This window comes from Paraburkholderia elongata (assembly GCF_013177735.1).
GTDB lineage: Bacteria > Pseudomonadota > Gammaproteobacteria > Burkholderiales > Burkholderiaceae > Paraburkholderia > Paraburkholderia elongata.
The window spans coordinates 1-11,955 of sequence record NZ_WOEZ01000294.1 but is presented as its reverse complement, the minus strand read 5'-3'; the positions used below and the strand labels follow the sequence as shown (position 1 = coordinate 11,955).

General features: G+C 60.2%; 9 protein-coding genes. 6 read left to right on the top strand and 3 right to left on the bottom strand.

Features of this window, described 5'->3' with window-relative positions; translation table 11 throughout:
- Positions 1-487 precede the first annotated feature (487 nt).
- The 6 genes from GNZ13_RS47880 to GNZ13_RS47855 all read left to right on the top strand — a co-directional run bounded on the left by GNZ13_RS47880 (position 488) and on the right by GNZ13_RS47855 (position 7,496).
- Positions 488-1,378, top strand: coding sequence for a LysR substrate-binding domain-containing protein (locus tag GNZ13_RS47880; RefSeq protein ID WP_172178158.1), 891 nt, complete (start codon positions 488-490; stop codon positions 1,376-1,378).
- A gap of 189 nt (positions 1,379-1,567) precedes the next feature.
- Entirely contained in the window at positions 1,568-2,317 is a 750-nt protein-coding gene (locus tag GNZ13_RS47875; protein WP_172178156.1) for an SDR family NAD(P)-dependent oxidoreductase, read from the top strand.
- An 80-nt stretch (positions 2,318-2,397) separates the two neighbouring features.
- The gene (locus tag GNZ13_RS47870; RefSeq protein ID WP_172178154.1) at positions 2,398-3,726 is read left to right on the top strand and encodes an MFS transporter; all 1,329 of its coding nucleotides are present in this window, start codon (positions 2,398-2,400) and stop codon (positions 3,724-3,726) included.
- A 44-nt stretch (positions 3,727-3,770) separates the two neighbouring features.
- Positions 3,771-4,613, top strand: a complete 843-nt coding sequence (locus GNZ13_RS47865) for a transketolase (protein ID WP_028195183.1) — start codon at positions 3,771-3,773, stop codon at positions 4,611-4,613.
- Entirely contained in the window at positions 4,610-5,614 is a 1,005-nt protein-coding gene (locus GNZ13_RS47860) for a transketolase family protein (RefSeq protein WP_172178152.1), read from the top strand. The genes GNZ13_RS47865 and GNZ13_RS47860 overlap by 4 nt, the downstream gene beginning before the upstream one ends.
- Positions 5,615-6,806: 1,192 nt before the next feature.
- Positions 6,807-7,496, top strand: a complete 690-nt coding sequence (locus GNZ13_RS47855; RefSeq protein WP_172178150.1) for a hypothetical protein — start codon at positions 6,807-6,809, stop codon at positions 7,494-7,496.
- Between the two features lie 288 nt (positions 7,497-7,784).
- Here the strand turns inward: GNZ13_RS47855 and GNZ13_RS47850 are convergent, their stop codons facing one another.
- The 3 genes from GNZ13_RS47850 to GNZ13_RS47840 form a co-directional block, all read right to left on the bottom strand.
- Positions 7,785-8,252, bottom strand: a complete 468-nt coding sequence (locus GNZ13_RS47850; RefSeq protein WP_172178148.1) for a DUF1203 domain-containing protein — start codon at positions 8,250-8,252, stop codon at positions 7,785-7,787.
- Positions 8,253-8,335: 83 nt separating this feature from the next.
- The gene (locus GNZ13_RS47845; RefSeq protein ID WP_328807411.1) at positions 8,336-9,880 is read right to left on the bottom strand and encodes a pyridoxal phosphate-dependent decarboxylase family protein; all 1,545 of its coding nucleotides are present in this window, start codon (positions 9,878-9,880) and stop codon (positions 8,336-8,338) included.
- Positions 9,881-10,483: 603 nt separating this feature from the next.
- Entirely contained in the window at positions 10,484-11,554 is a 1,071-nt protein-coding gene (locus tag GNZ13_RS47840) for an IS110 family RNA-guided transposase (protein ID WP_172178146.1), read from the bottom strand.
- Positions 11,555-11,955 lie beyond the last annotated feature (401 nt).

Below are 11,955 nucleotides of genomic sequence, written 5' to 3'. Positions count from 1 at the left end.
CGCGACTTGTTGCTCGTGTCCATTGATCTCAGCAACTTTCGATTCGGCTAGCCGCGCGCTCGCGACGTCGGCTGTGTGCCAACCTTCGGTCATTCGGTGGCGCTAGTCGAATGGCCCTTCATGGCCGATTGCACCCGCTGAGCCGTGACGCCACAAAGCCGCCGCTGACGCAGGGCGAGTGTTTTCGATCGGCGGCTTACGGTGAAGGTGCCGAACGCGTGCAACCGGCCACAAGCCGCCAGACGGTCAGAGGATCTGAACGTCGGCTGTCGGCCCGGGACCCGCCACTTCCCGACTGCCGGACGCGTTCGGTCGCCCGGCTCGGCCCTCGTATTCGCACAACGTCTCGCGCCTCTGTGAACCGATCGCCTATCGGCGGAACCCCGGCTTGCCTTTGGCTCCCGGGTACGCGACATTTCTGGAATTGCCAGTAGCGAAGCAGTAGACCCTGACCCAAGACGGTTCGCAACCTCTGCATCCGTGAACAATGCGCATCCCACCACTAAAATCCATCATCGCGTTCGAGAGTGTCGCCCGCACAAAGAGCGTGAATCGGGCGGCTGATGAATTAGGGTTAACGCCATCGGCGGTCAGCCATCAGATTGCCAACCTCGAATCCATGGTCGGAAGGGCCCTGTTCACGAGACTGGGGCGGGGACTCGTGCTGACGCCGACGGGTCAGCAATATCTGGCCGATGTCACCGGATCGCTCGCCGATCTGAGCCGCGCGACGGAGCGCGCATCGAGCGAGTCGGGCGTGGAGATCCTTCGCATTCATTCGAGTCCCAGCTTCGGACTGATGTGGCTGCTGCCGCGCCTGGCTTCATTCCAGGAAGCGAACGGCGACATTCAGTTGAATCTGGCGTGCTCATATGAGGATGTTTCATTCACGTCCGGCTACTACGATGTCGACGTACGACACGGCTATGCGCATTGGACCGACGGCGAGATCAAAACGCTTCGCAATGAATTCATCGCGCCTCTTGCATCGGAGGAATACCTGAGAAAATTTCCGGTGCGTACCCCCGAGGACCTGCTCGAGCGCCGCCTGATCTTCTCGGAGACTCCGCTCGTGCAGTGGAAGCAATGGTTCGGAAAGTTCGGCGTCGCGGTGTCCCGCAAGGCATACGATTTCGCGTTCGACCGCTCGTACATGTCGCTCGAGGCCGCGGCATTGGGACACGGCATCGCGCTCGAAAGCACGATGCTCGCATCGGTCCATCTCAAACGAGGTTCGCTCGTACCGGTCTTCGATCGCACATATGCGGTCGAGGTCGGGGCCCATCACCTCGTTTACCCTTCCCAGAACGCGGACTTGCCGCGCATTGGCAAATTTTTGACCTGGGTCGAGCAAGAGATCAGCCGTGACGCCGTGTAGCGCCAGGCCGCGCCAGGCGGGACGGCGGCGCCCTGCCTTATGCGAAAGGGCCACTGCCTGACGCCTGTGACTCTACGGTGCAGCGACACCTGAAAATTCGTCAGCAATAGTTGAGCCGGACTGCATTGATCGAGATGGTTGAAGCGCTGAAACTGCGTCTACCAACTAACACGATCCATGGAGACAAACATGTTGCTCAACAGCAAAGTCGTAATCGTAACCGGTGCAGCTTCGCCGCGCGGCATCGGCAAGGCAACCGCAAAAGCGCTTGCCGCCCAAGGCGCGCGAGTGGTGATTCTGGACCTTCGCAAGGAAGACGCCGAGAGTGCCGCGCGTGACCTCGGCGAAGAACACCTCGGCCTCGCCTGCGATGTGACCGACAGGGCCGCATGCATGGCTGCCGCCAGGGCGGTCATCGAGAAGTACGGTCGTGTCGACGGATTGATCAACAACGCGGGTATCACCCAGCCGTTGAAGACGATGGACATCGGAGCCGACAACTTCGATGCGGTCATCGACGTGAACCTGCGCGGTACGCTCTACATGTCGCAAGCGGTCATTCCGCAAATGAGAGAGCAAAAGAGCGGCAGCATCGTCTGCATGTCATCCGTTTCCGCGCAACGCGGCGGCGGCATCTTCGGCGGTCCTCACTACAGCGCTGCAAAAGCGGGCGTACTCGGTCTCGCTCGTGCCATGGCGCGTGAACTCGGGGCGGACAACATCCGCGTCAACTCGATCACGCCGGGCCTGATCCAGACGGATATCACGGGCGACAAGCTCACGCCCGAGATGCGCATCGACATCATCAAGGGCATTCCACTCGGCCGACTCGGCGATGCGGCCGACGTCGCGAACGCCTGTCTGTTCCTCTCGAGCGACCTGTCGGCCTACCTCACCGGCATCACGCTCGACGTCAACGGCGGCATGTTGATCCACTAAGTACGACATCCGTCGCGATTGCGGCGGATGGGTCAATGCACCCGGCGGTAAAACCCGGGGCGATATGGCAGGAGACAACCATGAAAACGAAGGCCACTGCGCCGTCAATGACGGGCGATGTCACATCGCTCGCCGATCCGGCGAGCTTCGAATCAAAAACGTATGCGAAAGTGGGACGGCGCTTGATACCGTTCCTGATGCTGTGCTATCTGGGCGCTTATCTCGATCGTGTCAACGTGGGCTTCGCGAAACTGCAGATGCTCAACGACCTGCGATTCAGTGAAACCGTGTATGGCTTCGGCGCCGGTATTTTCTTCCTCGGTTACTTCCTCTTCGAAGTACCGAGTAATCTCATGTTGCATAAAGTGGGCGCACGAAACTGGCTCGCTCGCATCATGCTGACATGGGCTGTGATCTCGGCCTGCTTCGTCTTTGTCAAGTCGCCCACCACCTTCTATGTTCTCCGTTTTCTATTGGGCGTGGCCGAGGCAGGGTTCGCGCCAGGCGTCATCCTGTATCTGACTTACTGGTTTCCGTCGGCGCGGCGCGCCAAGGCGCTTTCCCTCTTCTTCATGGCGATTCCGCTTGCCGGTATTGTCGGCGGGCCGCTGTCCGGTTATATCCTGCATGCGTTCCAGGGCGTGCAGGGTCTCGCCGGCTGGAAGTGGCTGTTCATCCTCGAAGCGCTGCCGTCGTTGCTCCTTGGCGTCGCCATCCTGCTCTACCTCGACAACGGTATCGCTGCGGCCAAGTGGCTCACTGATCCGGAGAAAGCGCTCCTCGCACGCAACGTGGCGAATGACAACGCCCACAAGGTCGCCCATGTGTCGATCAGGTCTTTTATCGGCGATCGTCGTTTGTGGTTGATGGCTGCCATCTACTTCTGCGTGGTGCTCGGTCAGTATGGGCTGACGTTCTGGCTGCCGACGATCATCCGCAAATCCGGCGTGGCCGACCCACTGTGGGTGGGTGTCTTTACGGCCATCCCGTACCTGTGCGCCATCATTGCGCTGCCGCTGGTGGGAGCAAGCGCTGACCGCCATCGCGAACGTCGTCTGCATCTTGCGATCCCGATGCTCGTATCGGCGGCAGGCTTTGCAACGCTTCCGATGCTGGGCGGAGTCGGCGCGTCGCTGGTGTGTGTAAGCGTGGCCGCCGCCGGCATCCTCGCTTCGTCGTCGCAGTTCTGGTCACTGCCGACCGCACTCCTCGGCGGCATGTCCGCCGCAGCGGGTATCGCCGCGGTGAACTGTTTCGCCAATCTCGCAGGGTTCTTCTCGCCGGCCATCGTGGGCTGGTTGAACGACCTGACCGGTAAGTCGACGGCTGGGCTCATCTTTATCTCGGTCGCTATCGTCATCGGTGCCGGGCTTGTTTTCCTCGTGCCAGCCAAAACCGTCAATCGCTGACACCGTCCGCTGCAAAGACTCACTTTTTAAATCAAGGAGACACCATGAACAGTCCCTCATCAGATGCGGTGACGCTCGCCGAGCGCGCCTATCGGATTCGCAGAAACGCCTTGCTGATGGGCGAAGTACAGGGCCAAGGCTATATCGGCCAGGCACTCGACATCGCCGATGTACTCGCGGTTGCCTACTTCGGCGCGATGCGCTACCAGCCCGACAACCCCGACTGGGAAGGCCGCGACCGCTTCCTGCTGTCCAACGGCCACTATGCGATCGCGCTTTACGCCGCGCTGTTCGAAGCCGGCTTCCTGCCACCGGAAGAACTCGAAACGTACGGCAGCGACGACAGCCGGTTGCCGATGTCCGGAATGGCGAGCTACACGCCCGGCATGGAGATGTCCGGCGGCTCGCTCGGCCACGGTCTCACGATCGCGGTGGGTCGCTGCCTGGGACTGAAGCGCAAGGGCTCAAACGCCTTCGTCTACACGCTCTTCTCCGACGGCGAACTCGATGAAGGCGCGATCTGGGAGGGTCTTATGTCGGCCGCTCACTGGAAGCTGGACAACCTGATCGCCATGGTCGACGTCAACAACCAGCAAGCCGACGGTCCCTCCTCGAAGATCATGGCGTTCGAGCCGCTCGTCGAGAAGCTCGAAGCATTTGGCTGGTTCACGCAGCGCGTGGACGGCAACGACATTGACGCAGTGAAGGCGGCCTTCGATGCTGCACGCAATCATCCGAAAGAGCAGCCCCGGATTATCGTTTGCGATACGCGCATGGGCTGCGGCGTGCCGTTCCTCGAAGAACGGGAAAAGAACCATTTCATCCGCGTCGATGCCCATGAGTGGCAACTGGCGCTCGCAGCACTCGAAGCAGGGAGACAAGCATGAGCGATACCACCCTCACCAAGAAGCCGCGTCTGAAGACCTCGGCGATGATCGCTTCTATTGCCGGCGAAGGACAAGTCACGCGTTCCGCGCCGTTCGGTCATGCATTGGCCCAACTGGCCCGGGAGAAGAAGAACGTGATCGGCATGACCGCCGACCTCGGCAAGTACACCGACCTGCATATCTTCGGAAAGGAGTTTCCAGACCGTTACTATCAGATGGGCATGGCCGAGCAGTTGCTGATGGGCGCGGCCGCCGGTATGGCGCATGAAGGCGCCCAGCCGTTCGTAACGACCTACGCCGTATTCGCAACCCGTCGCGCGTATGACTTCATGCACCAGGCCATCGCCGAGGACAACCTCGACGTGAAGATCATCTGCGCGCTGCCGGGCCTCACGACCGGCTACGGACCGAGCCATCAGGCGGCCGAGGATCTTGCCCTGATGCGGGCGATGCCGAACATGACCGTCATCGATCCGTGCGACGCGCTCGACACCGAGCAGATGGTGCCTGCGATTGCCGCGCATAACGGCCCGGTGTATGCACGCCTGCTGCGTGGCAACGTTCCGGCCGTGCTCGACGAATACGATTACCAGTTCGAACTCGGCAAGGCCAAGCTGCTGCGCGACGGCGCCGAAGTTCTGATCATCTCGTCGGGCATCATGACCATGCGCTCGCTGGAGGTGGCGAAGTTGCTGGCAGCGGACAACGTGGGAGTTGGCGTGTTGCACGTGCCGACCATCAAGCCGCTCGACACTGAGACGATCTTGCGCGAAGCCCGGCGCACGGGTCGCATGGTGGTGGTCGCCGAGAATCACTCGGTGATCGGTGGGCTTGGCGAAGCGGTCGCGACCACGCTGCTCACGGCGGGCGTCACGCCGATGTACCGCCAAATCGCACTGCCCGATGAGTTTCTCGGTGCGGGCGCGCTGCCGACCTTGCACGATCGCTATGGCATCTCGACCAACGTCATGGCCGATACCATCAAGGGCTGGCTTGGATGAGCCCACGGTGTCATCCAGACGCAGCAGCACGGCGGACATCGCTCCGCCGGCGTGTGAAACGAGTCGTCTGCTAGTTTGAGAGGGGGACGGTGCGTCAGTTCCGTCGACGCACCGCTACCGAAAAAAACAGAACGCTGACATTTGTTAAGCAAAGCCTGCCCGGCTGAAGAAGAGCTCTGACCGGCCGCTTGCCGCTTGTCTTCGGCCCCTCGGAATGAGCGAGTGACTGGCAGCAACGGGTCGTCTACGGACAAATCCCGAGCTCGCGACACGTTCGCTGGTGCTTACCAAACAACTCATGTCCGGGCGCTCTGTACACCAATTCGCAAAATTCCATCCAGATAGCCGAAGCAGGCAGTGCATTTCTACGTGGGGATGCTCGCTCTACCTCCAGTCTTCTGCGCCAGAAAAGACAAACCCCGGCTTGGGGCCGGGGTTTGTCGAGGCTGAGAACCCGGGGCATAGCGTTCCTTTCAGGCTTACGCTCATGCCCTTGACAGGGGCTAGAAGAGAAGTGCGACCACCGTCTTTAGCAGAGCACCAACAACGATTTCGAATGGTTGCCACTCATCCCACAGGACCCCGACTCCAAACGTGCACGAGGTCAGACTTCCTATCAAGGCCAAGGCAATGGCGGCCTTGACCAGAACTCTGCGAGCCTTTCGGCTCTTATTGTGATGCGACTTTTTGTGCATTTGCGAACTCCCCAAATGCAGGGTGGTGACCGCAAAAACACTGCAAAGCAAACCGTCTTGCTCCTATCCCCTCCGTCGGCAGATTTTCACTGCCAAGCCCGTAATCCCGCTTTGCAGGAGGTCCCGCAGTCAAGCAAGGGGAGGAACTGGCGACAACGGCGCACGGGCTTTTAAACTTCTCCTGAAAATGTTCAGTAAATCATCAACTTACCGACACGCAATTAGAATCATGCCAACCCGCGCGGGATTTGTCCTTCGTTTTTAACAATGACGAATCGCGCATAATAGCGACCTCCTGTGATTCTACCTGGGCTTAACTCCCATCCGCCGGCAGCAGAGCGCGATGAGATCGCACGCGCGGTGCGACTGGCGGCCGGATTCTAACTGTTGGAGTGACGACAGAAAGCTGACTGTGCGCGTACCCTGCCGCGTAAATGGTGCTGAAAGCCGACCCGGCATAGCATGGCTTCATGCGACACGTCTACGCGGGGTGCGCAATGAACGAGAGTTCGATGAGAGGGTGCCGTTACGATGAGTGGAGTGAGCTTCTCCTGCTCGTGATGAAGACGAGTCTGTCGGTGGCCCACGAACTGGGACTGCTACCCGAAGCCGTCCTTGACTGTGCCGCCAGCCATCTGCGCTTCCATGACTTCGCGTGTTTCGCATCGGCGATGCAGGGCGCCTCGCGAGCGCACGCGTGCTGTGCCCGGCGCGATAGCATCCCCGCAGTCGAAGTTGCGTACATCAAGACCCTCGCGGCGCGCCTCGATAGCAACAGGAATGTGCTCGCGTGTGTGCCGACGATGTGCGCATCCGACCTTGAGAATCACGTCGGAGCGTCTGATCAAACATACGAAAAAGTAGCAGCGGGCGTTCAGGCGTTAAAAGAAGACGTGCAGCGCGAGTTTTCGCTGGGGAATGGTGCATTCGGCAATACGGCCGTTGAAGGTGCGTCGGGGTTCGCACGGGCACTCGCGGCGATTACGCCTGCCGACGACAATGCCGAGGCCTTCGAGCGCGCGCTCGCCGCGGTTTTGCATGTGCGATTCGCCACGCAGCGCAATCTTTTCCATGGAGATGCGGACTGCGCCGGGAGTCATCAGGGCGGCGACGGGCCGTCAGTAACGGGTGGCTGGATGCAACGCATCAACGACGCGGTGCACCACCCCATCAGGTTGCATAATTAAGCGATCGGGCGGGGTTCGGCCATTTCCAGTCTTTCGCTCCCACGCGTGAACGGTCGGCCGACGGTCCGTTATTCAACCGACAGCGGACAAACGACATAAGCTTTCACAAGGACTGCGCGAACCGGATTCGCGTAACCGATGTGCTCGTCGCCCGCTCCCTAGCGTCGAAACGTTCATCGTGTCGCGATCCACGCCTTTGCCCTCGTAGTGCTCTCCGCTGTCTTTGCTCTGTTGAAGGACGATCCACTTGCAGTCGAGATCAACTTTTCATAGGCGGGAATGGCTGCCTCAGACGCGGTCAATCCGGCCCGAATAGCATCCGCGTTTTGCATTGTGAGCGTGAATGTACGCAACACGAGGGGATACGAAAAATCGTGATATGACGTCTTCGATCTCCTTTCCATCGACTATATCGGCATCCGGCATCATGCCCTCGGCATCATAGGCGCGAAGGGACAGCAGGCGTGCGCGTATGACCTCTGGGACTTCGTCCACTCGATCGTAGGCATTTTCTGCGCCTTCTCTCACGAATATGGCATGGGTGGCCCGATACGGAGTGTTGGCTGGCTGGCAGACGTGATTGAGTAGCAGGAGTTTCTCCCCGACCGAAACGTCTCGCATTTCGATGCGGTCTGGGAAGCCAGGCCTCTTGTCGGCGATGTACCTTTTGACCCCATAGAGCGCCAGCTCTTGGTCGCTGAGACCATACAGATGTCGGAAGGGTTCAGGGGAAAGGCCAGTAATGCGAAAACTCATGATCAACTCCAGATTTCAAGCCAGCCGGCGAGCATGTGTTGCAACTCCATGCGCCGCCCAGCTGAGGCCCGACGTATCGACGTTCAGATTAAGTAGTCCGCAGACGTGTCGATGGCAGCGAGGACCGAGCGCACTGCGGCGATCGCGCGCTCGACGTCTCTCGCGCACGTCCGCCAATTGACAACGCTTACCCGCATGGCTCGTCGCCCGCGCCAGGTTGTACCCGAGAAGAATGCCTCACCGGTCGTATTGATCCGTTGAATGACTTCGTCCGTGAAGGCGTCGTCCTGCTCAGGCGTCTGGCCACGCTTCCAAAAGCGAATCAGCCCCTGGTTCAGGTTTGCTGATGCCACAACTTCGGCGCCCGCCAGCGCGCCGATGCCCGTGACGAGCGCATGGCAGTGCGCACAGCAGCGATCCACCATGGATTCGACCCCTTGCCGTCCCAACTCCTTGAGCGCGGCGTAGACGGGGACGCCTCTAGCGCGGCGGGACCACTCAGGGTTCCAGTCAATTTGGTCGCGCGCGCTCTCTTCGGCAGCAATGTAGGAGGCGCTGAGCGTCATCGCAGCACGATGCGCATCGCAATCGCGAACGATCGCGATGCCGCAGTCAAATGGAACGTTGAGCCACTTGTGTCCGTCTGTGACCCAGCTATCCGCCTGCTCGACACCTTCGAGCTGAGCGCGATGTCGGCGACTAGCACGCGCAAAGAGGCCGAAGGCGCCATCGATATGTACCCACGCGCCGGCCTGCTTCGCCACGGGGATCAGTTTGGCGAATGGATCGCAAGCGCCGACGTTCAGATCGGCGGCGTTTAGAATCACGATGACAGGGCCTGTCGCTTTGGCGAGCGCTCGCCTCAGTGCTTGTGGCATAACGCGGCCTGCATCGTCGGTCTGCAACGACATGAATGAGGCGCGTCCAAACCCAAGATATCGGACTGCACGTTCCACTGATCCATGCTTTTGTTCGTTGGTCATGATGGTGACTCGCGGAGCACCGAACAGGCCGTCGTTTTCAACGTCCCAGTTCGCGCGCTTTAGAACGGCGTAGCGCGCCGCTGCCAGCGAGGTGACATGCGCAAGCTGACACCCGGTAGTGAAGGCAAAAGACGCTTCGTGCGGCAGATCGAGCAATGATTTGATCCATTCGCCAGCCTCCTCCTCGATCACCGCCACTGCTGGGCCGCAGGCATAGAGCGCGGCGTTCTGATCCCAGGTCGCGACGAGCCAGTCGGCGGCCAGAGCCGATTCGAGACCACCGCCGATCACCCAGGCAAAGAAGCGCCCCCCCGCACTCCCCAGCATCCCGTCGTTGGCATTCTCTGCAATCCAACGAATAACCTCTTCAGCCTTCATGCCGGTCTCTGGGAGAGCGTGTCGAAACCTGTTCCTGAGCTGGCTCAGCGTCGCCCGCGCTGCCACCGGCCGTGCGTCGAGACCTTCAATCCAGGCTTTCGCGGCATCGTGTGCGTAATCAAGAGCTTTGGTCACAGAAGTTTGCTTGAATTGGTGATAACGGGTCCCATCATGCAGCTGGGCTTCGCAGGTCGATATCCGTTTCTTGCGGTCTAATTCGGAGCCCGCCGACGTGGATTGGCCGAAAGAGTTGATGCGCCTGTACACAAGGGCCTGCCAGAGCTGGTGCAATTACACGGCGGATCAATTGATGAACGGTCGAACTTTCACCCGCCAAGAATTGCACCGGGTCGGGCACCGCGGCAAAAGAGGCTGACGCGCCGTCGTCGCCACGTCGGCTCCATGAGTACAGGCGACTTGACCAGTAATGATTGTCGGCGATGATTTGCCGATCAACTCAAAGAGGCAAATGGCCGCTGCTCTCCCGATTCTGTTTGCAAGGACTTCCCCCGAAAGTCAAGATCGGGGTGAGATTGGTTGGCGCCGGCAAATGCACGGCGCCAGTGTTGCTGGTGGTCCAGTTGGTTGGGCGGCCATATCACTTCTCTGTTGTCAGCTAGGGCTCGCGCTTCGAAGCAATACCAGGAACAGACTGCGTCTTTGCAAACGGCCTTGTTGCCCGAGACGTATCGGGCGGGCCACGATATGAGCCGCACAGGAGAACCCTATTTGAAAACCGGCGAACAGGCATGAGGCACCAGGGCTCATGCGGTAATGACTCGCCAACAGAATCGTCGGGTTCTTCTCCCGTTCGGTCCGACCTCGTCTTGCTATCGCGTCGAGCAGTAGTTGAGTCTCAGGCTAACCGGATCAGGATGCTGCGGGTGGTAACGGCGGATGCATGGGATGCCGTTGCCATGCATCGGCGTCGTAATGTTCGTTCTTTGCGAGCATCGCCCACAGCATCCGCGCATGCTTGTTGGCAATCGCAATCAGCGTCTTGTGATATCCCTTTCGTTCGTGGAGCTGCCTGATCCACCGTTGCAGGCGGCTTGCGTGCGTGGGGTCGGCACGCAGTGCTGACTGCAACGTACTTCGGGCGCCCTGAACGAGCAGCGTGCGCAGATAGACGTTGCCGCGCAGGCTGATATGTCCTAGCCGCGTCCTGCCGCCTGAGCTGTGCTGCCGTGGTGTCAGGCCCAGCCAGGCGCCGAATTGTCTGCCGTTCCTGAACACCTTCGCATTGGGTACCGTAGCGGCCATGGCACTCGAGGTCACCGGACCGACTCCGAGCAGTTCGCCGGCGCGTCTTGCGACGTCACTGCTTCTGGCGTGTGTCGCGATCTGATGGTCGCAGCGGGCGAGCCGCAGGTTCAGCGCGACCAGTTGTTCGCGCACTTCGAGCAACATGCAGTGCACAGGATCAGGCAGCCTGGCGTCGTCGATCAGTTGGGGCAACGCGCTGAGAAAGCGGTCTGCCGAACGCGCGATCACCACCCCAAATTCGGCCAGCAGTCCGCGCGTGCGGTTCAGCAGCGCAGTACGTTCCTCCTGCCAGCCCTGGCGTACGCTATGCCACGCCAGAATGGCCTGCTGCTCGACGGACTTGATCGCCACAAAGCGCATGGTTGGCTGCCGGGCCGCAACGGCGATCGCCTCGGCATCAGCCGCATCGTTCTTGCCGCCTGGCCTGAACGGCTTGACGAACTCGGCTGGAATGAGCCGGGCGGTATGACCACGCGCGGCAAACCAGCGACCCCAGTGGTGGGACGAACCGCATGCTTCCATTGCGACGCGGCACGGCGACAACTGCTCAGCCCATCGCATGAAGGCATCGCGTCGCAGCACGCGCCGCTGCAGCACCACGCCCGTGGCGTCGAGCACGCAGATCGCGAACACATCCTTTGCCAGGTCGATTCCGACGGTAGTAAGCTGGTCCATGACTTCCCCTCCTGTTCAGATTGATGGCTGACACCTCAATCCTGGCACTCGATGCCGTGCGACTTCAATGTCGCCTCAGGTTGGGGAAGTCCCTCACATTTGAAAAAGTCGTAGCGCGTCGCCCTAACACCACGAGCGAAATATTCGACCTCTCTGATCGCCCCACAAACCGCTCGGGAGCATCGGTTAAGGGTAAAGCGACCCATGAAAACCGGGTTAGAACGACCATCACCGACTTTTTCAACAGCCTCGGCCATCTTCGGACGTTGGCCACGCTCGTGACGCGGACATTCGAACGACAGATAGCACCCCAAAAGCTGCCATTGACCAATGCTCGGGACCCATCCGATCTAACCGGGCTCCGATACGCGTTCGGTTGAACGTAGCATGCCGTTCCGGTC

Bases quoted from the DNA above. Each gene is read 5' to 3' on its own strand.
- GNZ13_RS47880 (WP_172178158.1), top strand. From the start codon at position 488: ATGCGCATCCCACCACTAAAATCCATCATCGCGTTCGAGAGTGTCGCC.
- GNZ13_RS47875 (WP_172178156.1), top strand. From the start codon at position 1,568: ATGTTGCTCAACAGCAAAGTCGTAATCGTAACCGGTGCAGCTTCGCCG.
- GNZ13_RS47870 (WP_172178154.1), top strand. From the start codon at position 2,398: ATGAAAACGAAGGCCACTGCGCCGTCAATGACGGGCGATGTCACATCG.
- GNZ13_RS47865 (WP_028195183.1), top strand. From the start codon at position 3,771: ATGAACAGTCCCTCATCAGATGCGGTGACGCTCGCCGAGCGCGCCTAT.
- GNZ13_RS47860 (WP_172178152.1), top strand. From the start codon at position 4,610: ATGAGCGATACCACCCTCACCAAGAAGCCGCGTCTGAAGACCTCGGCG.
- GNZ13_RS47855 (WP_172178150.1), top strand. From the start codon at position 6,807: ATGAACGAGAGTTCGATGAGAGGGTGCCGTTACGATGAGTGGAGTGAG.
- GNZ13_RS47850 (WP_172178148.1), bottom strand. From the start codon at position 8,252: ATGAGTTTTCGCATTACTGGCCTTTCCCCTGAACCCTTCCGACATCTG.
- GNZ13_RS47840 (WP_172178146.1), bottom strand. From the start codon at position 11,554: ATGGACCAGCTTACTACCGTCGGAATCGACCTGGCAAAGGATGTGTTC.